The 22013-nt window shown below is 69.3% G+C and carries 23 protein-coding genes and 1 pseudogene; 15 read left to right on the top strand and 9 right to left on the bottom strand.

Annotated features, from left to right (window positions below; all coding sequences use genetic code 11):
• Window positions 1-58 precede the first annotated feature (58 nt).
• Window positions 59-1996 carry an RICIN domain-containing protein gene (locus tag ACWD5F_RS40725; RefSeq protein WP_451261247.1) on the bottom strand — a complete coding sequence of 646 codons (1938 nt, stop codon included), beginning with the start codon at window positions 1994-1996 and terminating at the stop codon, window positions 59-61.
• A gap of 341 nt (window positions 1997-2337) precedes the next feature.
• Between ACWD5F_RS40725 and ACWD5F_RS40720 the strand changes: the two genes are divergently transcribed.
• Window positions 2338-3048 carry a FadR/GntR family transcriptional regulator gene (locus ACWD5F_RS40720; RefSeq protein ID WP_451261405.1) on the top strand — a complete coding sequence of 237 codons (711 nt, stop codon included), beginning with the start codon at window positions 2338-2340 and terminating at the stop codon, window positions 3046-3048.
• Here ACWD5F_RS40720 and ACWD5F_RS40715 read toward each other — a convergent pair.
• Together ACWD5F_RS40715 and ACWD5F_RS40710 are read right to left on the bottom strand one after the other, a co-directional pair.
• Complete coding sequence (locus ACWD5F_RS40715) at window positions 3045-3281, bottom strand: hypothetical protein (RefSeq protein ID WP_451261246.1); 237 nt, start codon at window positions 3279-3281, stop codon at window positions 3045-3047. The genes ACWD5F_RS40720 and ACWD5F_RS40715 overlap by 4 nt on opposite strands.
• A gap of 57 nt (window positions 3282-3338) precedes the next feature.
• Window positions 3339-3650, bottom strand: a complete 312-nt coding sequence (locus ACWD5F_RS40710; RefSeq protein ID WP_451261245.1) for an EthD family reductase — start codon at window positions 3648-3650, stop codon at window positions 3339-3341.
• Window positions 3651-3817: 167 nt separating this feature from the next.
• Between ACWD5F_RS40710 and ACWD5F_RS40705 the strand changes: the two genes are divergently transcribed.
• The 11 genes and pseudogenes from ACWD5F_RS40705 (at window position 3818) to ACWD5F_RS40655 (ending at window position 13393) form a co-directional block, all read left to right on the top strand.
• A complete protein-coding gene (locus ACWD5F_RS40705; protein ID WP_451261244.1) occupies window positions 3818-4720 on the top strand; it encodes a LysR substrate-binding domain-containing protein in 903 nt (300 codons plus the stop codon).
• Window positions 4721-5122: 402 nt separating this feature from the next.
• Entirely contained in the window at window positions 5123-5452 is a 330-nt protein-coding gene (locus ACWD5F_RS40700) for a gas vesicle protein GvpO (RefSeq protein ID WP_451261243.1), read from the top strand.
• 278 nt (window positions 5453-5730) lie between these two features.
• A pseudogene (gene gvpJ, locus ACWD5F_RS40695) lies at window positions 5731-5956 on the top strand (gas vesicle protein GvpJ); the annotation flags it as partial.
• A gap of 665 nt (window positions 5957-6621) precedes the next feature.
• On the top strand, window positions 6622-7335 hold the full coding sequence (locus ACWD5F_RS40690; protein WP_451261242.1) for a GvpL/GvpF family gas vesicle protein: 714 nt from the start codon (window positions 6622-6624) through the stop codon (window positions 7333-7335).
• Between the two features lie 76 nt (window positions 7336-7411).
• On the top strand, window positions 7412-7843 hold the full coding sequence (locus tag ACWD5F_RS40685; protein ID WP_451261241.1) for a gas vesicle protein GvpG: 432 nt from the start codon (window positions 7412-7414) through the stop codon (window positions 7841-7843).
• Complete coding sequence (locus ACWD5F_RS40680) at window positions 7840-8205, top strand: gas vesicle protein (protein WP_451261240.1); 366 nt, start codon at window positions 7840-7842, stop codon at window positions 8203-8205. The genes ACWD5F_RS40685 and ACWD5F_RS40680 overlap by 4 nt, the downstream gene beginning before the upstream one ends.
• Window positions 8195-9040 (top strand): GvpL/GvpF family gas vesicle protein, encoded by an 846-nt coding sequence (locus ACWD5F_RS40675; RefSeq protein ID WP_451261239.1) that lies wholly within the window; start codon window positions 8195-8197, stop codon window positions 9038-9040. Before ACWD5F_RS40680 ends, ACWD5F_RS40675 begins: the two co-directional genes overlap by 11 nt.
• Entirely contained in the window at window positions 9037-9222 is a 186-nt protein-coding gene (locus ACWD5F_RS40670) for a gas vesicle protein (protein WP_451261238.1), read from the top strand. The genes ACWD5F_RS40675 and ACWD5F_RS40670 overlap by 4 nt, the downstream gene beginning before the upstream one ends.
• A gap of 77 nt (window positions 9223-9299) precedes the next feature.
• A complete protein-coding gene (locus tag ACWD5F_RS40665) occupies window positions 9300-9569 on the top strand; it encodes a gas vesicle protein K (RefSeq protein ID WP_451261404.1) in 270 nt (89 codons plus the stop codon).
• Window positions 9570-10174: 605 nt separating this feature from the next.
• Window positions 10175-12193 carry a non-reducing end alpha-L-arabinofuranosidase family hydrolase gene (locus ACWD5F_RS40660; protein WP_451261237.1) on the top strand — a complete coding sequence of 673 codons (2019 nt, stop codon included), beginning with the start codon at window positions 10175-10177 and terminating at the stop codon, window positions 12191-12193.
• A 330-nt stretch (window positions 12194-12523) separates the two neighbouring features.
• Window positions 12524-13393, top strand: a complete 870-nt coding sequence (locus tag ACWD5F_RS40655) for a DUF1684 domain-containing protein (RefSeq protein ID WP_451261236.1) — start codon at window positions 12524-12526, stop codon at window positions 13391-13393.
• A gap of 43 nt (window positions 13394-13436) precedes the next feature.
• Here ACWD5F_RS40655 and ACWD5F_RS40650 read toward each other — a convergent pair whose 3' ends face one another.
• On the bottom strand, window positions 13437-14576 hold the full coding sequence (locus ACWD5F_RS40650) for a glycosyltransferase (protein WP_451261235.1): 1140 nt from the start codon (window positions 14574-14576) through the stop codon (window positions 13437-13439).
• Between the two features lie 330 nt (window positions 14577-14906).
• Here ACWD5F_RS40650 and ACWD5F_RS40645 point away from each other — a divergent pair, with 330 nt between their 5' ends.
• Window positions 14907-15464, top strand: a complete 558-nt coding sequence (locus tag ACWD5F_RS40645; RefSeq protein WP_451261234.1) for a DUF3455 domain-containing protein — start codon at window positions 14907-14909, stop codon at window positions 15462-15464.
• A 138-nt stretch (window positions 15465-15602) separates the two neighbouring features.
• Here ACWD5F_RS40645 and ACWD5F_RS40640 read toward each other — a convergent pair whose 3' ends face one another.
• The 4 genes from ACWD5F_RS40640 to ACWD5F_RS40625 are packed head-to-tail and all read right to left on the bottom strand — an operon-like array spanning window position 15603 to window position 18890.
• Window positions 15603-16391, bottom strand: a complete 789-nt coding sequence (locus ACWD5F_RS40640; protein WP_451261233.1) for an SDR family NAD(P)-dependent oxidoreductase — start codon at window positions 16389-16391, stop codon at window positions 15603-15605.
• An 18-nt stretch (window positions 16392-16409) separates the two neighbouring features.
• On the bottom strand, window positions 16410-17249 hold the full coding sequence (locus tag ACWD5F_RS40635; RefSeq protein WP_451261232.1) for an NAD(P)-dependent oxidoreductase: 840 nt from the start codon (window positions 17247-17249) through the stop codon (window positions 16410-16412).
• Window positions 17246-17839: a nuclear transport factor 2 family protein gene (locus ACWD5F_RS40630; RefSeq protein WP_451261403.1), complete on the bottom strand. Its 594-nt coding sequence runs from the start codon at window positions 17837-17839 to the stop codon at window positions 17246-17248. Before ACWD5F_RS40630 ends, ACWD5F_RS40635 begins: the two co-directional genes overlap by 4 nt.
• Window positions 17840-17870: 31 nt before the next feature.
• On the bottom strand, window positions 17871-18890 hold the full coding sequence (locus tag ACWD5F_RS40625) for a zinc-binding dehydrogenase (RefSeq protein WP_451261231.1): 1020 nt from the start codon (window positions 18888-18890) through the stop codon (window positions 17871-17873).
• A gap of 119 nt (window positions 18891-19009) precedes the next feature.
• On the opposite strand from ACWD5F_RS40625, the gene ACWD5F_RS40620 reads away from it, so the two are divergent.
• Window positions 19010-19594: a TetR/AcrR family transcriptional regulator gene (locus tag ACWD5F_RS40620; RefSeq protein ID WP_401726467.1), complete on the top strand. Its 585-nt coding sequence runs from the start codon at window positions 19010-19012 to the stop codon at window positions 19592-19594.
• A 27-nt stretch (window positions 19595-19621) separates the two neighbouring features.
• Here ACWD5F_RS40620 and ACWD5F_RS40615 read toward each other — a convergent pair whose 3' ends face one another.
• Window positions 19622-20995 (bottom strand): ABC transporter substrate-binding protein, encoded by a 1374-nt coding sequence (locus ACWD5F_RS40615; protein WP_451261230.1) that lies wholly within the window; start codon window positions 20993-20995, stop codon window positions 19622-19624.
• 256 nt (window positions 20996-21251) lie between these two features.
• Here ACWD5F_RS40615 and ACWD5F_RS40610 point away from each other — a divergent pair, with 256 nt between their 5' ends.
• Window positions 21252-21953, top strand: a complete 702-nt coding sequence (locus ACWD5F_RS40610) for a hypothetical protein (RefSeq protein WP_451261229.1) — start codon at window positions 21252-21254, stop codon at window positions 21951-21953.
• Window positions 21954-22013 lie beyond the last annotated feature (60 nt).

Genomic DNA, 22013 nt, shown 5'->3' with positions numbered 1-22013 from the left:
ACCAGCCGCCGATCGCAGCGGTTCCTCGATCAACCCCCGCTTCCAGTAGGTCGGCTCGTCAAAGGGCGAGGATCCGCCACTGTTCCTGGGAAGCTCGGTTGTAGGTCCACTGATCGACGTTGGCCCCGTCCGCAGTGGACCCGCCGTCCACGTTGAGCGAGAGTCCGCTCAACCGGTTGGTGAGGTAGTAGGAGCCGTCGCCGGTGGGAGTCACGGCCCAGTGCTGCTGCGGCACACCGTCGTCCGACCAGATACCCACGTTGCCGCCGTCGGCGCGGGAGAGGCCGGCGACTTCCATCAGCTTCCCGCTGTTGACGTTCTTGATCTTGTAGTAGCCGTCGCCGGTGGATGTGAAGGTCCACTTCTGTGCCGTGTTGTTCAGCCAGGGCCATTGCTGGACGTTGCTGCCGTTCGCGGTGCCGAAGTTGTAGACGTCGGCCACCTGACCGCTCTTGCGGTTCACCAGGCGGTAGACCGTCGAGTCACCAGGCAGGACTCGCGACTGCAGGACCGGCTTGGCTGTCCTGCCGCCGATTCTGATCCCGCCGACGTTGGCGTACCCGCCGGTGCCTGCGTCGGCCTGGATACGCACGTACCCCGCACGCCCGGCCGGCCACTCGGCCACCTTGGTGGTGCGGTCCCCGGCCCACGTACCGGTCGCGACCTGTGTGAACGTCACGCCGTCGGTACTTGTGGAGACGGTGTACGAAGTGATGTCCCCGTCCGTCGAGTTGGTGCGGCTCCACTGCTTGGGCAGGTACTCCAGCGTCGAGATGTCGCTCCACACTCCGCCCAGGTCGATGGTGATCGCCTGCGGGAGCGACAGGCTCCAGGTCGACCAGCAGGTCTCGAACCCCTTGTCGCTCAGTCCGTCGATCGCGTTCATCGGCCCTTCGCCGGTGTGGAAGCCGGTCGCGTACGCACTGACCGGGGTCACCGGGTGCTCCGCGCGCGGCAGTTGCGTCGGGAGCGCCGGCCGTGAGGTGTCGGGGCTCCAGGCCGCTCCGACCTCGGAGAGCCGGGTCACGATGTTCGTGTCCAGGACACCGGCGCGGCTGGGTGGGCAGTTGAGGATGAACGAGGTGTACTTCGGTTCCAGATCCGCCAGATGGGACAGGATCGACGCCTTGCTCAACGGGTCGGTGGTCGGCGTGGAGGGATGCCAGAACCATCCGTCGCTGATGGTCTGGCCCTGCAAAGACGCGTAGGTGTTACCGGCGGGGGAGGTGATGCCCAACGGCTCCTCGAAGTAGATCGCGTCCCCGAGGAAGGGCACCGACAGCCCACCGTGGTCGATCATGACGATGTCCGGCTGGAGCGACTTCACGTGCTCACGGATGCGCTGGTACGAGACGGCGGCCTGGCCCATCTGCCAGGCGTAGCCGTCGGTGACGAACATGTCGATGGCGCCGTAGTTGGTCAGCAACTCGGTGATCTGGTTCAGGATGTACGTCAGATCGCCCGGCTGGATCACCTGGTCCGCGGCCACGCCGTGACGGGTGTCGTAGGCCTGCACGGTGTAACTGCGGTCCCAGATCGAGAAATACAGGCCCACCTTCAGGCCCCTGGCCCGGAACGCCGTGACGTACTGGGCGACGATGTCGTGCGGGTAGGAGCTGTTCGCGACGTTGTAGTCGTTGTACGCGGTCGGCCACAGGCAGAAGCCGTCGTGGTGCTTGGTCGTCAGCACCCCGTAGCTCATCCTGGCCGCCGCGGCCGCTGCCGCCCACTGCTCACAGTCCACCGCCGACGGGGCGAACAGCTTCGGGTTCTGGTTCGGCGCGGCCCACTCCTCGTCGGTGAACGTGCCCATGTTGAAGTGGTTGAACATGCCGAACCGCATGTTCACCAAGTTGCTCAGATTGGTCTGCGGGCCGGCCGCCGCCGCCTCGGTCACAAGACCGGATAACGCCGGCAGCACAGGCAGCGCGGTAGCCGCCGCCGCGACACCTGCGGCGCCCAACAGCGTTCGCCGGGGCAGTCTTCCAGAAGACATGATCACACTCCCAGTTCCATGTGGCGGGGAAGAGACCGTGCGCGCCAGGGCAGAGAGCGCAGGGAAAACCCAGAAGCTGAGCGGACGTTGAGGCGCCGCGCCCGCCGCGCTCACGGGTCCCAAGCGCCAGGTGTTACGCATGAAGTTCGAGCATGTGACCCACTGGTGTCAACGGCTTTGCAGGGATGAATCAAGCCATCGCGATGGCGTTTTGGACCTGAAAATGGCGTACGGAACTATTCGTCCCTCGTCAGACATGCCATGTATGCGCACTACCGTTGGGGTGTTCAGCACCCGGCTATCATCAACGTCGCCCTTGAGAGATGCAGAAGGAGTTCCCTTTGTCCTTGACGGACAGAGCCATCGAGCAGATACGCGAGTTGATCCGGACGGGAGCACTGCCTCCCGGGTCGAAGCTCCCGCCGGAACCGAATCTGGCCGCTCAGCTGGGACTGTCCCGCAACCTGGCGCGCGAGGCGGTCAAGGCCCTCGCCGTGGCGCGGGTGTTGGAAGTACGACGTGGCGACGGCACCTACGTCACGAGTCTTCAGCCCAGCGTCCTGCTCGAAGGCCTCGGCGGCGCAGTGGAGTTGCTCCAAAGCGACGCGGGTGCCTTGCTGGACCTGATGGAGGTGCGACGGTTGCTCGAACCCCCTGCTGCCGCTCTGGCCGCCACGCGCATGTCGGACGAAGCGCTGGCCGAGGTGAAGCGGCACCTGGACGCGATGCGCGAGGCCCGTGAGGACGTCGAGTTGCTGAACGCCCATGACGCGGCTTTCCATCGGGCGGTTGTCTCGGCCACGTCGAACGAATCGCTCCTAGCCATCCTCGACGGGATCTCGGGCCGTACTCTGCGTGCCCGTGTCTGGCGCGGACTTGTCGACTCCCAGGTTGCGGGCCGGACTCTCGCCGAACATGAAGCCATCTACGAGGCGCTGGCCGCGGGCGACGCCTCTCTCAGTCAGGCAGCCGCGCTCATGCACGTCAACAGCACCGAGCGGTGGCTAAGGGAACACCTCAAGTCCAGGAACAACGGATCTGACGACCATTAGCACCCCAACGGCTTTCGTGCGAAGGAACTCCCCGATGAACGTAAACAGTCCTTGAGCTGTAGGGCGGGATCGCCGACGAACGCGACGCCCCCGGTACGAAGGACACCGTCAGCGTGCGGGGGTGGCTCGGTGTGCTGGGCCAGTTGCTGCCGGCCGGCCAGCGAACCGGTTCCGACCTGCATGAGTGGTCGCTTGTCGAGGGCCGCGTCCGCCGCCGGGTCGTCGTCGGTCATGGACGTGGGGCTGCCGCAACGGACGACCGAACGCGTCCTGGAGCGTACCGGCGCTCTTCAGCCGGTGTTGTCCCGCACCGGAAAGTGGATGATGACCGCACCGCCGGTGGCGTAGTTGGCGACATCGGCGGCCACCCGCCGGCCTTGCGGCGACGCCCTCGCTGCGGCCATGGCGGCGGCGTCAGCGAAATCGCCTTCAAAGACCGCGAAATACGGCGCTTCTCCATTGGTCGCCGCGACGTCGAAGCTGTAGCGCCACGCAAGCAGACCGGGCCAATTCATGACCAGTGGAAGGTGATTGGTCACGTAGTAGTCGCGGAAGTGGTCAGGGTCGGCGGGCTTGGAATACAGGACCATCAACTTATGCATGTCGACCTCCGTCCAGATCAGGGTCGGCGGGCTGCGTGAGTGCGATGTCCAGGACCGCGGTCGGTTGAATCGCCATAAGCGCAGGTTAGGGCTTGACGTGACGTCGAGGGAAAGACCCGTACGGGATAGACTCAGAACGGATCGTTATCAATCGGCAGGGAGGACACGTGGCGCCGGATACGGTCAGCCTGCGGTACTTCCTGGTGCTGGCGCAGGAGTTGAACTTCACCCGCGCGGCCGCACGAATCGGTATCGCACAGCCCGCACTCAGCGCTCGGATGCGCCGATTGGAGGCGGAACTCGGTACGGCCCTGCTGGTCCGTACCACGCGGAGCGTCGTATTGACCACGGCCGGTGCGGCTTTGGCGGAGTCCGCGCCGCCTGCGCTGGCGGCGCTGGACCGGGCATGGGAAACCGCCCGGCGGGCGGGAGCCGGTGAGTTGGGCACGCTGCGCATCGGATACAGCCTCAGCGCCGGAGCCGAGACGGCACCGGCCCTGGTGGACAGGCTGATTCGCAGCAGTCCTGGACTCGAGGTCGGCGCGGTCCCGATGGCGACGCCGGAGATCTCCCCCGCGGTCGCCGACGGCCGCATCGATGCCGGGATCACCCGCGGTGAACAGCCGGGCCGTGGCGTGCGCCGGTACCTGCTGCGGCGTCAGCGGATCGGCGTCCAGCTGGCGCAGCACCATCCGCTGGCCGAACACCCGGAGATCGAGATCGCCGCCGCGGCCGCGTATCCGCTGCGACTCCCCGATCGTGCGGCCAACCCCGTGATCCACGACCAGCTGGCCGCATTGTTTCGAGACGCCCGGCCACGTCCCCGATTCCACACGCCCACAGTCTCTTTCGACATGTCGCAGCGCGACCTACGCAACGGGCTCGCCCTCGCCCCGGCCGGCGAGTCCGCCGCCAAGGCATCACCGCCCGGCGTCACCTGGCGACCGCTGCACGGCGCACCCAGCCTGACGATCCACCTGGTCCTTCCGCGCGAACAGTCGCCACTGCACCACCGCATCCGTGCCGTCGCCAAAACCCTGGCGCACGAAATGCACTGGCTGTCGGACTGACGGGCAGCGGGTCATGCCAGGCGAACTTCATCGCAGTCGGAGACCGGTCTGCCCGGTGACACCCAGCCACGTCGGAGTTTCGGCGACTTCGGGCGTCGTCGGCGGGCTGTTGCCTGCTGCCTGCTGCCTGCCGCCTGCTGCCGTCCAGATATGGCCCGGATTGTCCTTCACTGGGTCTCCGGTGGATGCAGTTGCCGTGTGTGGCGGTCGGGGTTGCGTAAATTCGTGTGCTTGATGTGGCGAAGTTGTGGGTACCTCGTGGTCAAGATGTGCTGAGATCATGTGCATGACTCTTGGTGGAGCGGAGTATGCCGGACGCCGCGCTCGGAGAACGCCTCAGAGACCTGCCGGCACATCGCGACCTGTCGGACGTACTTCCCAGTGGGACGGACCGGACGAACTGTGAGCACGAGCGACTTACCCGACCCCGCGCCGCACTCGGCGCCGGCGCCACCCGCCGCCGGAACCCCGGTGGTCGGGGATGCGGTGGGCGCGATGCGCAACGCGCGCGCCCAACTCGCTGAACTCCTGGGCCGTACACCGGAATCGGTCTCGGCCATCAGCCGCGACGGGACAGGCTGGCAGGTCGACGTCGAGGTCGTGGAACTGGAGCGCATCCCCGATTCCACCAGCGTCCTTGCCGTCTACCGGGTGAGACTGGACGCCGACGGTCTTCTCCTCGGCTACGCCCGCAGCCGCCGCTACACCCGAGGCCAGGTCGACCGGCAGTGAGACCGTGCGAGGCGGCCCGCGCGATGGCCGCGACGGCGGTCCGTCCTCGCCCTCTGTTCGACGCAGAGGCCGGCCTCCAACCCCCTGTGCGCGATGCCCCGCCCGCTGGCGAGGCATCCATGTCCGCGACGCCCTCGCCCCCTGGATCCGGTTGTACCGGCCCGGGACCTTGCTCCGGCTGCCCTGTGCCGGCCGCAGGCCGGCCCTTCCGCCGACGGCCGCCTCGCAGCCGACCACTCCGCACGCCCTCGCCCCACCTCTGAGAGGGGACCTCACCGATGACCGTGCTCGCCCAGACAGCCGCCCCCCGTGCCCAGAAGACCGACGGAGGCCTTTACGACATCCTCGACCTGATCCTTGACCGCGGACTCGTGATCGATGTCTTCATCCGGGTGTCGGTGATCGGCATCGAGATCCTGCGCGTCGACATCCGCATCGTCATCGCCAGCGTCGACACGTATCTGCGTTTCGCGGCGGCGACCAATCGCCTGGACCTGGAGAACCGCGGTACTCCCGTGGTGACTCCGGCGCCCGCGTTGTTCGCGCCGGCCCTGCCCACGGCTGTGGCACCGGCAAACCAGGCGGCTGTCGCGCCGGGCGCTGCGGCAGCGCTCGCTCCCGGCGCCGTCGTCGCACAGGGGCAGCCCGCCACCGTCTGGCCGTCCGGTACCGGTACCGCGGTCCCGGTCGTCGGGAACCTGGGACAGACGGTGGGGCAGGCACTCGGGACAGTCGGTCAAACGGTCGGTGGCGTCGTCGGCGCCGTCACTCCGACCGTGGGGGGACTGGTCCAGGGCGTGGCGCCCACCGTGGTCGGCACGGTGGGCCGGACGGCCGGCACCGTGGTCGGGGCTGTGGCCCCGGCGGCAACGACCGTGGTGGGATCTGTGATCCCGGCGGCGGCGTCCGGTGTGAGCGCTGTCGTCCCGACGACGGTCACCGCGGCCCCGGCGACCGATGTCGCGGCACACAGTGCCGGCGAGGTCGGTGTGGTGGAGCAGGTGCCGGTGCGTTCCGGGCAGGAGTCGGCCGGCGCCTCGGTTCCGCCCGAGGCCGGTCACGAGCAGACTCCCTCTGCCGAACAGGCTCCCCCCGCCGTGCAGACTCCTGCTGCCGAGCCCATCAAGCCACGAGGCCGCAAAGGACAGCCGGGCGGGGAGGCTTGAGGGATGCCGCTCTACCTCTATGCGGTCACGGACGCGGACCATCCGCTGCCGGTCGAGGGTGCTACCGGTATCGGGGCATCGCCCGCGCCCCTGCGGGCGGTACGGGCAGCCCGGGTTGCCGCCGTCGTCAGCGAGGCACCGGAGCAACTGCGCGCCAAACGACGGGATCTGATCGCCCATCAGGAAGTGCTGCTGATGCTCGGCGCCGCGGGTGCCGTGATACCCCTGCGCTTCGGCACACTCGCCCCCGACGACGGCGCGGTACGCCGCGCCCTGGCGGACCAGGAGTCGTTGTTCACCGACCGGCTCCGCGAGGTCGAGGACCGCGTCGAGTTCAACGTCAAGGTCCTTCAGGACGAGGACACCGCCGTGCGGGAGGTCCTGCGGGACAGTCCCGAAGCCCGGCGCCTGAGCGCCCTCACACGGGACGGCTCAGGCACGCACGACGACCAGGTGGCCCTCGGTACGGTCGTCGCGGCCGGGGTCCAGGCGCTCCAGGCGGAGCACGCCCGGGACATCGCCCGCCGGCTGGAGCCCCTGGCACACCGCACCGCCGCGGGCGACCCGACGGGCGAGGTCTTCCTGAACCTGAGCCTGCTGATCGAACGCGGGCGGGCCGACGCGTTCGCCGCGTCCGTGGACCAGATCGCCCGGAGCCTCGGGCACGGGCTGGAACTGCGGGTGACCGGCCCTCTCCCGCCCTACAGCTTCGTCTGACCGCGCGACCGCGTGAACTGAACGCAGTAGCTACGCCTCCCCACCGATGCCTCCCCGACCGGAAGGAGAGCGCCGTATGGGCCTGTTGAACAGCCTGCTCGGCCTGCCACTGGCTCCGCTGCGCGGGGTCGGTTGGGTGCTGGAACAAGTGGTGCAGGAGGCGGAGCGGCAGTACGCCGACCCGGCCCCCATCCACCGTGAACTGGCCGAACTGGAAGCCGACCTGCTGGCCGGCCACATCACCGAGGAGGAGTTCGGCCTCCGAGAGGACGAACTCCTGGACCGTCTGGAACAGATCACGGCCGCCGGCACCGAGGACTTGGCCGATCCCGGCGCTGATGAAACCCCCGCCTCACCTCAAGCCGACGATGCCGCCGACAGTTCCCGCGATCCGGCCGCCGCTCCCCCGCACAGCGACACGTTCCACCCCGCCCCCTTCGGTGACCCGGGCGGCCCCGACAGCCCGGCACCACCCGACGGTCCTGCGCTCCAGGAAGGCTCCCCGTGACCGACGCCCTCACACGACGGCCAACTGCCCTCTCGCCCCAACCGGGCAGTGCAGGCAATCTGGCCGACATCCTGGAACGCGTCCTCGACAAGGGCGTCGTGATCGCAGGAGACATCAAGATCAACCTCCTCGACATCGAACTCCTCACCATCAAGCTCCGGTTGCTCATCGTCTCCGTCGACACCGCACGCGAGATGGGCATCGACTGGTGGGAACACGACCCGACGTTGTCCTCACGCGCCGCACGCCCCGCCCCGCCGCCCGACCTCGCCCGTACAGAGGAGCTCGCCGCCGAGAACGCACGCCTTCGCGCCGAACTCCACTCGCTCAACGCCCGGTCGAAGGAATCCGATGACCTCTGAGCCCCACCCCCCACTCCCGGCAGCGCCCACCGAGACGGTCTACGCGTACGCCGTACTGCTCCACAACGAGGCAGCGGAACGGGCCGCGCGGGAACTGCGTGGCGTCGACGGCCTGCCGGTACGGATCCTGCACGGCACCCACACGGCCGCGGCCGTCAGCGACGTACCCGCCCACACCTTCACCGAAGAGGTCCTCGTCCAGCGGCTCGACGACCTCACCGACCTGGAACACCTGGCCCGTGCCCACCACCAGGTGATCGCCGCGCTCACCTCCCACACAGCACTGCTGCCTTTGCGGCTGGCCACGGTGTACCTCGACGACAACAGCCTGCTGCGACGCCTGCAGAACGACGACAGCCACTTCCGCACCACCCTCGGCCACCTGGAGGGTCACGACGAATGGGGTGTCAAGATCTACGCCGACCCCCCGGCCGCCGCCCCTCCCCCAGCGGACAGACCACGCTCCGGCCGCGAGTACCTGCGCGCCCGCCGCACGAGCCGGGACGACCACGACCTGGCCCACCGGGCCGCCGCCGACCTCGGCGCACGAGTGGACCACGCGCTCACGGAAGAGAACTGGGCCACCGACGTACGCCACCACCGTCCCCAGCCCGCAGCCCTGTCCGCGGCACCGGGTGAGAACATCGTCAACGCGGCCTACCTGATCCCGCGACAGCACACACGCGCCTTCCAGGACCGCGTTACGGCACTGGCCGCCGACACGGCGGGCATCCGAGTCGAGATCACCGGCCCCTGGGCCCCGTACTCCTTCGCCCCGCCCTCGCTGGAGCAGACCGGACGGACCGACCCCGCGAGCGTGCGGAGGACACCGTGACAACCGGCCCCCCGCCCCAAGCAGAGGTCGCTCTCGTGGACCTCCTCGACCGGCTCCTGGCCGGCGGTGTCGTCATCACCGGAGACCTCAGCCTCTGCATCGCCGACGTGGAACTGGTCCGCATCTCCCTGCGCGCCCTGCTCACCTCGGTCGAGGCAGCCACCGAAGGAATCCTGACGTGACACCACACAGCGAACCCGACCCCGGCGCCCGGTCGACACCAGCACCGGTTCCGGACCCCGCGCCCCGGCGCCTCGACCTGGACAAGGACACCGTCGAACGCGACCTCGTCCGACTGGTGCTCACCGTGGTGGAGTTACTACGTCAGCTCATGGAACGCCAGGCCATCCGCCGAGTCGAAAGAAACGACCTGACCGAGGACCAGGAAGAACGCATCGGTATGACACTCATGATCCTCGACGACCGCATGACCGAACTACGCGAGCGCTACGGCCTCAGCCCCGAGGACCTCAACCTCGACCTCGGCCCACTCGGCACCCTCCTGCCACGCCAGGAGAGCCGCTCATGAGGCTGCCGGCCAGAAACGACAGCGGCTGCAGCGACTGCGTTGGCGGGCGCATCCCGGCGGGCACGGCCTGACCGTTGGACGGCGGCCTCGGCGGGAACACGACCCGCCTCGCCGACGACAGCAGAGCGGTGTACACCGGCCGCCCGATGCCGCTGAGCATCTTGTCCGGTGATCCTCAACGACCGATGACGCCTGCCGATTCGAAGATGTACGCGATGGTCACCCTCACCGCAAAGGCGGTCCCGAAATTTCGAACTTCATTCGGAAAGTCGAGACACCGCAGATCATGGTGGAACCGCCACCCCTCTTCCGACCTGCGACGCCTGGAGTGACCAACCCGGAATCAACTGGCCATACTGGCTTCGAATGTTTCGCTCGGAATAGCGATTTCTGCGAGACATATTGACGGGCCGCACCCTCCTCCTATCATCCAAGTTGCTCGGCAAGCCGATCCATGTTCGATATCACGAACCACAAGCACCCTCGAACATGTCATGCCCTGATCAAATCGACACGGCGCGGGCACTGCCGTTCGAGCCGTCCATGCCCTCGGCGATCGGAGGTTTCGCGCACCCCACCCCCCACCCGTCCGTTCGAGGAGAACCATGAACCCGCTGAAACGACTCGGCATTCGCCGGGCCTCGGTGTTACCCCTGCTGGCCGCGGTCGTCCTGGTGACGCCCGGAGCCGCGAACGGGACACCCAAAGCCATCAACGCCTCCACTCTGGGCGCCCAAGCGGCCCAGTCCGGCCGGTACTTCGGAACCGCCGTGGCCGCCGGACGGCTCGGGGACGGCACGTACAGCGCCATCCTGGACCGTGAGTTCAACGCGATCACACCCGAGAACGAGATGAAGTGGGACACGACCGAGCCGTCGCGAGGCTCGTTCAACTTCGGTCCCGCGGACCAGATCGTGAACCACGCCGCGGCGCACGGGCAGCGCATGCGCGGCCACACCCTCGTGTGGCACTCCCAACTGCCCGGCTGGGTCAGCTCCATCGGGGACGCGAACACCTTGCGCACGGTGATGAACAACCACATCACCGGCGTCATGAACCACTACAAGGGCAGGATCTACGCCTGGGACGTCGTCAACGAGGCCTTCGCGGACGGCGGCAGCGGCCAGCACCGCTCGTCGGTCTTCCAGAACCTGCTGGGCGACACCTTCATCGAGCAGGCCTTCCGTACCGCACGGGCCGCCGACGCGTCGGCCAAGCTCTGCTACAACGACTACAACATCGAGAACTGGAGCGACGCGAAGACACAGGGCGTCTACCGCATGGTGCGCGACTTCAAGGCGCGCGGCGTGCCCATCGACTGCGTCGGTTTCCAGGCGCACTTCGGGACCGGCGGCCCGCCGGCCAGCCTGCAGACCACGCTGTCGAACTTCGCCGCGCTCGGCGTGGACGTCCAGCTCACCGAACTCGACATCGCCCAGGCGTCACCGACCGCCTACACGAACACGGTCCGCGCCTGCATGAACGTGGCCCGCTGCACCGGCATCACCGTCTGGGGCATCCGCGACAGCGACTCCTGGCGCAGCGGGGAGAACCCGTTGCTCTTCGACCGCAACGGCAACAAGAAGTCGGCGTACAACGCGACGCTGTCCGCGCTGGGCGGCACCCCCGCGGCACAGACGGCCACCGCCCAGTCCACCCGGTCCGCCGCCGCCCTGCCCTCCCGCTTCTCCTGGAGTTCCAGCGGCCCGCTGATCGCCCCGAAACCGGACGCCACCCACAACATCGCCGGGATCAAGGATCCGACGGTCGTCTACTACAACGGCAAGTACCACGTGTTCGCCAGCGTGGCCAGTTCCTCCGGCTACAACCTGGTGTACCTGAACTTCAGTGACTGGTCCCAGGCCGGTTCGGCCACCCACCACTACCTCGACCGCACCGCCATCGGCGCCGGATACCGGGCCGCGCCGCAGGTGTTCTACTACGCGCCGCAGGGCCTGTGGTACCTCGTGTACCAGACCGGCAACGCGTCCTATTCGACGAACACCGACATCAGCAACCCGAACGGGTGGAGCACGCCCCGCAACTTCTACGCGTCGATGCCCGACATCATCAGGCAGAACATCGGCAACGGCTATTGGGTCGACATGTGGGTGATCTGCGACAGCGCCAACTGCTACCTGTTCTCGTCGGACGACAACGGACACCTGTACCGCTCGCAGACGACCGTGGGCCAGTTCCCGGCCGGCTTCACCAACACCGTGATCGCGGCGCAGGACTCCAAGTACGCCCTGTTCGAAGCGAGCAACGTGTACAAAGTGCAGGGCTCCAACCAGTACCTGCTCCTCGTCGAGGCCGTCGGATCGGACGGTCGGCGCTACTTCCGTTCCTGGGTCTCCGGCAGCCTGGCAGGCTCCTGGTCGCCGCTCGCCGCGACGGAGAGCAACCCGTTCGCGCGGGCCGGCAACGTCACCTTCCCCGCCGGATCCTGGACCAGGGACATCAGCCACGGCGAGATGATCCGAGCGGGCTACGACCAGACGCTCACCGTCCCCGCCTGCCGGCTCCAGTACCTGTACCAGGGCATGAACCCCAACGCGGGCGGCGACTACAACCTCCTCCCGTGGCGGCTCGGCCTCCTCACCCAGACCAATCCGACCTGCTGACCCCATCAGGATGGACGGCCCGAGGCCGCAGGACTGGTCCCACCGGCTTCTGCCGCGGTGGCGACCGCGGCAGAAGGGAGGAGACTCCTCTGCCTGGGACCTTGGGGTGATTCGTAGTCGAAACGCTTGAGGACCGTGTCTGCTCCACCCTGGCGAGCGAACTCCCGCTGGTGTAGGCAGAGGCGGGAACCCCCGAAGCGCACGAACTGACTACTGCCAGGCAAAAGAGCCTGGTCAGAGCCCCGGACGTCGACGATCTCCACGATCCTGACAAGAAGCTGTCACACACGGACCGGAATCCCGCCTCGGGTGGGCGGGGTTGGCACTGGTATGACCGAACTCAGCGAAAAGACCGTCCGCCCCGCCACGACCGACCTCCAGGCCTTCACCCAGGACTGGTTGGACTGGTACCGCGGGCAGGAGGAACGGCTCGCCGCTCCGCACGGCTTCCTGGCCATCACCAACCTGCACTGGCTCGACGACCGGCCGCAGCGCTTCCCGGACGCGCCGGGCGCCTGGTGGACCGACGACGCCGGGGTCGCCGTAGCGCTCGACGAGGGTGAGGAACTCGTCGTGGAGGGCACGCCGGTGCGGGGCGAACACCGCTTCGGCGTGCTGCCCGAGCGCGGTGGCGTCAACGCCGTCTGGGGCGACGCCGTGATCGAGGTGGCCAAGCGCGGCGGACACGACATCGTCCGACCCCGGCACCCCGACGCGCCGCTGCGCACCGCCTTCGCCGGCACCCCCGCCTACGCACCGGACCCCCGCTGGGTGGTGACCGGTCACTACACCGCCTTCGACGAACCGCGTCCGACGACGGTGGGCGCCGCGGTCGAGGGACTTGAGCATGTGTACGACGCACCGGGCCAGGTCGAGTTCGAACTGGACGGACGTCCGCTGGCCCTCACCGCGTTTCCCGGACACGGCCCGGACCGGTTGCTGGTGCTCTTCACCGACGCCACCTCCGGCGTGACCACCTACGCCGCCAACCGCTCCCTCTCCCTCGACCCGCCGGCCGCCGACGGCACGGTCGTCCTGGACTTCAACCGCGCCGCCAACCTGCCGTGCGCCTACACCGACCTGGCCACCTGCCCGCTGCCTCCGGCGGAGAACCGGCTGTCGGTGGCCATCGAGGCCGGTCTGAAGACACCCCGTGAGCGGGACGGGGACGGCGAGGGCAGGGAAGGGAACGGCGCCTGAGCCTCGTACCGGCCGAGTGAACTGCCCAGGACGACACGGTAGTTCAGCGTCCGGACTCGGCGAGCCGGTCCCGCAGCAACGACCACACCACGTCCGGGGCGGGGCGTCGGGCCAGCCATTCGGCGGCGGCCCGCGCCCGGGCTCGTAGTTCCGCGTCGTGCAGCACCGTCTCCACCGCCGCCGTCAGCTTGGTCGGGTCGTCGCAGACGACACCGGCGTCGAAGCCGGCGACGGCGGACGCGACGAATTGATGGTTCGCGATGCCTGTGTAGCTCGCGATACGCGGATGGTTCGCGTTGCGCTGACGGTTCGCGTCGCTCGGCAGGAAGGCCAGGGGCAGGCCGCGTGAGAGTGCTGCCAGTGTCGTGCCCGGACCGCCTGTCGTGACCACCGCCTGGACGCGGTCCAGCAGTTGACCGATCGGGGCGAACCGGACGGCACGTATTCGGTCGGAGTCGCCCTCGATGTCCTCCGGGCCCAGGGTGAACCCGGTCGTGACCAGGGCGTCGGCGCCGGCGTCGAGCACGCCGCGCACCGCGGCGTTCAGCAGCGCACCGTCCTCCACGACCGTGCCGAGGGTCACCAACACGACCGGTCGCGTGCCGGCGAAGGCCGGGATGTCGACCACCGTCGAGGTGTTGTACGCGTCGGCCGCCATCGGGAGCGCGGTCTCCTGGTGGGCTGGGATCTGCTCGCTCTCCAGCCACGCCGGCCACAGCTCGACGGTCGCTGCCCGGACGGGCACGGGCAGTTGGTGCTGCTCCGCCGCGCTCGCGAGTCCGGCTTCCAGAACCGCGTCGACGGCAGTGGCCGGGCCGTGGACGAAGGTCACCCACGGGATGCCGAGCCGTTGCGCGATCAGCGGGGCGACGTAGTCCCGCATCTCGGCGACGATGACGTCCGGGCGCTCGTCCCTGACCGTCTCGCACAGCTCGTCGAAGGCCAGGTCGGCGCGGGCCGTCGTGAACAGGGCGACCGTCCCGTCGAGCGCATCGACGTGCGCGGCGACGAGCTCGGGAAGCGACGGCCCGAGGGCGCGCATGGTCAAGTCGTCGGCTGACGCGTGCAGTTCCTCCGCCGCGACGACCACCACCTCGTCCCCGGCTGCGACGGCCGCCCGGGCCAGCGGAAGCATCGGCAGCAGATGGCCGTACGCGGGGAAGGTCGTGAAGAGCGCTTTCATGGCAGCAGTGTTGTCCAGATCCGCCGAGCGGATGCGCCTAAACGGGCAATGGATACGGCGTGGTGTTCGGATTGCCCCCGGGGAGTTGTGCGTGAAACTCCTTGCCCGAATAGGCAATTGATACGGACCGAAAGGGCAGGCACGTCACCGAATCGTCAGCAATTGACGGATCCGCAAAGGGAGTTCAGGCCTACACTGCGGCATCGAGGGCCGAGGATCCGTTGACCGGCCCCGCAGGTTCTGTACGCGCGAGGTCCCGGCGCATGGACTCGTACGGTCGCCGCGCCCACTCCCGCGCAACATGCTCAGAAATTCTCTGGAGGTACACCAATGAAGCTAGGCAAGCGTGTGGTTCTCACCACCGCGGCTGTGGCCGTCGCGACCGTCGGCACGTTCCTGGGCGCGACGGTCGGTCAGGCGGCGACCCCGCAGACCGCGCGTCCCGTCACCACCGTCGACGTTCCCGACGCGCTGAAGGTCCCCGACGGCAACAAGCTCACCGGGGTCTTCTCGGCCGCCGGCGTCCAGACCTACACCTGCACCAACGGTGCCTGGACACTGCTGGAGCCGGCCGCCACCCTGTGGGCCAAGAACGACCGCACGCACCGCTCCGTCGCCCTCCACTCCCGCGGCCCCGTCTGGGTCTCCACGGTGGACGGCAGCGCGGTCAACGGCAGCGCGATAGCCAACTCCCCCAAGACCGGCACCATCCCGGAGCTTCTCCTGAAGGCCACCGCCACCCGCGGCACCGGGACCTTCGCCGGCGTCTCCTACATCCAGCGCCTGAACACGGCCGGCGGTGTCGCCCCCACCACGGCCTGCACCGGAACCGATCAGGTCAGCGTGAAGTACACCGCCACCTACGCGTTCTACAAGCCCGCCGCGTGACGCGCTAGTCAGCCGCGGCGGCAGCGGCCTCCCGGACGATCCCGAGGGGGCCGCTGCCGCCGCCGTGTTCAAGCCGGCGAGCAGGGACACCCTCACCGCGGGCCCATCGCGGACTCACCGCCGACTCTCATCACAGACTCACCGCCGGCTCATCGCGATCACCGCGTCCCGGCGGCTCAGCGCCCCGAGGGGCGACGCCCCGGTCGGGTCCGGGCTGCCGGAGATCCAGGTCGGGCCGTCGGCCAGGTGGGTCAGCGCCTCCTCCGCCACGTCCTTCGGGTCGGCGAGAGCGCCGAGGTGCTCGTCCTGGTCGCCGAGGAGCCGACGCAGCGAGGGCGTGTCCGTACGGCCGAGCACCAGCGCCAGGACGTCCACTCCGTGTCCGCGCCACTCCGCCCACAGGGACTCGGCGAGGACCAGGCCGAAGGCCTTGGTGGCGCCATAGGTGGCACGGGTCGCGCCGCCCGCCCAGGCCGCCCCGGACGTCACGAGGACCACACCGCCGCGCCCCCGGTCGGCCATCGGGGCACCGAAGTGGTGGACCGCTTCGAGGACGGTCACGCAGTTGCGGCGCACCAGGTTCAGGTGGGCCGGCGTCTCACGGTCTAGGAAATCGGCGGTGCTGTCGTCGCTGCCGGCGTTGTAGACGAAGAGACCGATCTCCAAGTCCGCGGTGGCCGCGGCGAGTTCGGCCAGGGCGTCAGGTGCGGCGAGGTCGAGGGGGACGGTGCGGACCTGGACGCCGTACTCGACCGCGATGGTGTCCGCCAGCTCCTTGAGGACGGGCACGCGTCGGGCCACCAGGACCACGTTGATCCCACGCGCGGCCATCGCCCTCGCGAACGCGGCTCCCACACCGTCGGACCCTCCGGCGACGATGCCCCAAGGCCCGTACTGGAGTTCATACTTGGTGGTCCAGCTGGTCATGACGGCCACTCCCCTTCGTCAACTGCCGCTCGAACCGGGCGACTTGCGCAGCACCCGCTTCTCGACCGCCTCGGAGGCCAGCACGGTGCCGATGATTCCGAGGTCCACGCCCGCCCGGTCGGCGACCTCACGGACCGTGCCGACGTCCTTGCTCATCAGGTCGGCCAGCCGGTCGGCGACCGAGTCGACGGACCCGCCGCGCGCCACGACCTGGAGGGCCCGGCTCGCACCGCTGCCGTGCTGAAGCGCGGCCAGCACGGTCGACTCCCCGAGACCGAGTGACTCCGCGAGTCGTACGGCGTCGACGGCCAGGCCCACCTGGGCCACGAACAGGGCGTTGTTGACGAGCTTGAGCCGCTGCCCGTCGCCGCTCGCGCCCACGTGCAGGACGGGTGAGGCGTACGTGTCGAGGAGTGGGCGCACCCGGTCCAGCGCGGTCTCGTCACCGCCGACCCACAGCGTGAGCCGGCCGTCGCGGATGTCGTGCGGTCCGCCGGAGAGGGCCGCGTCCAGTACGTCGACGCCCCGCAACGCGCCCGCCTCGGCGACGGCGCCGACAGTGGCCGGATCGCAGGTCGTGTGCTGGACGAGGGTCGCGCCCGGGCGCATGGCCGCGACGGCGCCGGCCGGGCCCAGGCACACTTCGCGCACCTGCACGTCCGTCAGCACCGTGACGAACACCGCGTGGGCACCCTCGACCGTCGCCGCCACCGTGTCGGCGACGGTCAGGCCGTCGGCGGTCGCGGCGGCACGGGTGCGGGGGGTGCGGGCGTGGACGGTGACGTCGTGTCCGGCGGCCGTCAGCCGGTCGATCATGGGTCGGCCCATGCGGCCGGGCCCGATGAATCCGATCGTCACTTCGCCTCCTTGGAGTCGGGGACGGGGACTGGGTCGGAGTCTGGGTTGGAATCGGGGGCTGGGTTGGAGTCAAAGGCGGAGGCACAGTCGGCCGCCGGCGCCAGCAACTCCCGGTGCGCGGCGGTGCCGTCGAGGTTCGCGTTGACGCGTTCGACGACGCGCCAACCATCCGCCGTGCGCGCCCAGCGCCAGGTGTTCGCCGACACCCGGGCCACCCGGAACCGGTCGGCGTCCGGGTCCCAGCGGATGTTGAGGGCGTAACCGCGGCCGGTGGCCCGGTCCCCGTCGATCTGGATGTGCGGCACGGTCAGGACATGTGCGGCGCCGTTGCGGATCAGGTGCTGGTGGCCGGTGCCGTGGACCATGCCGCTGATGTCCTCGTGGCCGCGCATCGTGAAGTGGCCGACGACGGCGAAGACGCCGTCCCGCGTCCACAGTTCGGCCGCCGCCTCGCCCGATCCGCTGTCGACCGCGGGGCCGTACCGGGCGACCAGCTGCGCGATCTCCGTCTGGTCCTCCAGTGCGCGGACCCTTGCGGTCAACTCCTCGACGGTGGAACGGAGTTCATCGATCTCGTTGATCTCGTGCATCTCGTTCACGGGGTGCGGTCCCTTCCCTGGGTCACGGCACGACGACGATGCGGGCCGGAGCGTCCGCCGCCCGCGCGGCGTCGAGCGCGGCGGGCACCTCGTCGAGCCCGACGGTCCGGCCCAGCATCGGCCGGACGTCGAGGCGCCCCGAACAGACCGCCTCGAAGGCCTCGTTCCAGTGGTCAGGTGTCGGCCCGCCGCCGAACTGGATGCCGATGCCCTTGCGTTTGGCGGTGAGGGTGTGGAGGACGTCGCCCTGGGGCGGGCCACCCATCGAGAAGATCCGGGTGCCCCTCGTACTCCCCTTGATGATCGAGTCGAGTACGCCGGGCAGCCCGACGCATTCGAAGACGACGCACTCCACGTCACCGGCCCCGGCCGCCTCGCGCCACGCCTCGTACGGCGACACCTCGGCGGGATCCACGACCACGTCGGCGCCCATGGCGGTGGCCGTCTCGCGGCGCGAGGCGACGAGGTCGGCCGCGACGACGGGTCCGACGCCAAGTGACCGCAGGGCGGCGACCGTTGACAGGCCGATGGCACCGCAGCCGATGACCAGCGGGACCTCCCGCCTGGTCGAGCGGGCCCGGGAGGCGGCCGACCAGCCGACGGCGATCGCGTCGGCGACGCAGACGAGTTCGCTGGGCAGGTCGGACGCGACCGGGCGGGTCAGCGCCTCGGTGAGGAGGAACAACTCGCCGAAGCCGCCGGGTGATTCGGGGTTCTGCCCGATGATCCGCCGACCGCCGGGCACGACCAGGATCGGCAGGGAACTCACCCGGGCTCCCACGGGGATGCGCCGCTCGGTACCGGGTCCGTGGCCGACGATCTCGGCGCAGTACTCGTGTCCCATGACGATGTCGACGTCCGGGTCGTAGGTCGACATGCCGCTGTCGTCGTCGAGACCTGCCTCTGGATGGTCCATGAAGTGCAGGTCGGACGCGCAGATCCCGCAGGCGAGCGAGCGGACGAGCAGCTGACCGGGGCCGGGTACGGGGTCCTCGATCGTCCTCGCCCGCACCGTCTTGTTCCGAAGCACCGCAGCGCGCATGGGCCACTCCTCGGTGGGCGTCGCCTTCGGACTCTAGCCACAACCTCGTATTTATAGAAGATGGTCTCCTGAAATTGAGGTCCGGCGAGGGGTCCACCTGGGCCGTTACCATGGCGGCCGTGGCAGACACCGGACGACGCCCTGGCCGCCCGCGCGACACGACGATCGACGAGCGTGCGCTCGCCGCGACGCGCGAGTTGTTGGTGAGCCGCGGTTTCGAGGCGACGACGATCCAGTCCGTCGCCGAACACGCGGGGGTGCACTCCTCCGCGCTGTACCGGCGCTGGCCCTCCCGTATCGAACTCATCGCGGAGGCCACCTTTCCCGGCCTCGACCGGCACGCCGTCGAGCCGACCGGTGAACTCCGCGCCGATCTACGGCGGTTCGCGCGTGCCTACCTGGCCGCCTTCACCACCCCCGTGGCCCGAGCGGCCGCGGCCGGGCTGCTGGCGCACAACCAGTCCTCGTCCAGGCCGCGTTCGCCCGAGCTGAATCTGAGGGTCTCCGCCCGCCCCCAGTTCCAGGCCATCCTGCGTGCCGCGCCGCCGGAGTCCGTCGATCCCGCCGTCGACCCGGACGACGTCTTCGACATGCTTCTCGGCGCGATCCTGGCCCGCGTCCTGCTGCCCGGTGCCACGGCCCGCCGTACACCGGTCGAGCGGACCGTGGACCTGATCATCCGCCTGCTCGCACCGGCGAGTTGAGAGCCACGATCCGCACTCGTACGCGGATCACTTCAGGTCGGACAGCGACTTGCCGACGTCCGCCAGCGTCTTCGGCCTGCCGTAGTCCCCCTTGTACTTGTAGACGGGCGCGTCGCAGCGGTAGGCGCCGTCGTCGGGCTTGAAGTCGGCCGCCTGCCAGCCCTTCGCCGTCGCCTCGACGATGGAGTAGCACTTGGGCGGGATGTCGTTCCTGCTCAGATCGGCCGGCGCCTGAAGCCCGCCGCCGGTCCACGCCGTCTGCTTGACCGCGTTGTCGTAGACGCACTTGCGCGTCACCGTGGCGCAGTCGCGGGCGGAGGTGGCGAACAGCAGCCAGGCCGAGAAGGCGCGCAGCACCGGATAGGTGACCGCGCTGTCGGGGGCGTGCTTCTTGAACAGGTCGATGACCTGCTGGGTCGCCGGGTTGGTGGCGGCGCTCTCCAGCGGTGCGGTGGCGGACAGTTCGGCGTAGTTGTGCTGCTTCGCCAGGGCGGGGCCCGCGAGTTGGAGGAACGCCGGGCCGTACGCGTTGCTGTTGGGGTCGATCCAGTCGGGGGCGTAGCCGAGGGTGCTGAGTGCCTGTTCCAGCTTGGCGAGGCTCGCGGGGTCGCCCAGGAAGAGCAGGCCCCGGACGCCCTTGCTCTTGATGGACTGGGCGTAGGGCGTCCAGTCGGAGACGCCTGCCGCCGGGTAGAGGTCGTTGTAGGTGACCTTGCCGCCGAGTCCACCGACGGCTTCCTTGTACTGGTCGGCGAACACCTTGCTGACCGGGCTGTCGCCGGCGATGATCCCGACCTTTCCCGCCGAGTCCGGGTACTTGTCCTTGAGGAGCCAGGAGTAGAAACCGGCGTAGGGGAAGTAGCCGACACCCGCGCCGGTGGCCAGGACCTGGAGGTCGGAGCCGACGGCCTGCGTGGACTGGGCCGGGAAGTCGGGCAGCAGGCATTTCAGCCGGTCCGTCACACCCAGGCCGTCCAGTGCGGACCCGCCGCCGACCAGCGCGAAGTCGGTCTTGCAGGCGGCCAGGACGCCCTCGCGGGCCTGGAGCAGCTTGGTGTCGTGGGTGACGGGGACGAGCTTGCGGCCGTCGACACCGCCCGCGTCGTTGCACCAGGAGGTGAACACCTTTGCGGCGTCCGGGAATTCGGAGTTCTTGGTGAACCCGATGTCGGACATGACGCCGACCTGGATCGATGTGTCGGTGACGCCCTGGGCCTTGGCGGCCTTGGCCGTGCCGGTGCCGCACACGTCCTTGAGCGTGCCGAAGGTGGCCGACGCCCGGGAGGCGCCCGCGGCCGGCGTGGCGCTTCCGTCCTTGGCGCTCTCGTCGTCGGAATGGCCGGAGCAGCCTGCCAGCAGTACCGCGGCGGCGGTGACCGCGCCCATCAGGAGCTTGCGCAAGGTGCCTCCTCGGGGAGGTTCGGACGTCGCCGAAAGGCTTCGGCTCGTCGCGCGGAAAGTACATTCTCTAAATGAGCCAATCAAGTCCTCGCGTTGGAGAATCTGATACTCGCTGGCCGAAGGCTCCCGCCGACCGTTGCCCCGCGCACTTGGGCCAGGTCCTGGCCGGATCTCAACTACCCGCAGATTCACGCTCGTTGGCGGGTAGCCATCTCTCACACGACGACGTGGACAGGGGTGGGGGGAGCTGGCTGCGATGGCGCGGGCGGAGGAGCACTCGGCGATGGGCCGGTCACGGTGGGCCCGGCGCCGGCAGACCGTACGCGAGTTACGCAGGTCGGGGCGGTACGGTCCCCGGTTCCGCGATGTGCTGTCCGGGCTCACCGGACTCACGGTCGCGGTCTGCGCCGGCGTCACGGCGCTGGCCCTGTCGTACCGCGCGTTCGGCCCGGTCGCCCCGGCCGCGATCCTCGTCCTGCTCACGCTCGTGGCCGTCGCCGTCCACCGCCGGCGCCGCCCACTGGCCCGCCGCCGGCGCGGCTACTACACACCGGAGGAGCTGACCGATCTCGACGTGCCGGAGCTGGTGCTCGCCGTGGCGCGGATGCTGCGCAGGGACGGCTGGCGGGTACTGCCGCTGCCCGCGCAGGACCGGCCCGCCCTGGCCGCCCGCGACGACCAGGGGCGGCTGCTCGTCGTCGGGTTCCGCCCGGTGGCCGAGCCCCTGCCCGACGAGGAACCGGTGTGGCGCCGTCGCTCCAAGGGGCGCGGCAGGGCGGGCCCCGACCTCCGTCTCGTCGTGCACCGGGGGACGTTCGCCGCCCGGGACGTCCGCTGGGCGGCCCGCCAGGGCCATGTCCACCTCATCGACGGCACCCGTCTGGAGCGCTGGGCCCACGGCACCCCGCTGTACGACCTCGGAGACACCCCGACGGCGCGCGCCCTGCCCGATTCCTGAGGCTTCCCCGCCGGAGAGGCCCCGGTCACACAGACGCAGAGGGAAAGGTCACACGGTGTG

The sequence above is a fragment of the Streptomyces sp. NPDC002499 genome, assembly GCF_053595415.1.
This window is presented reverse-complemented; position numbering and strand designations above follow the sequence as displayed.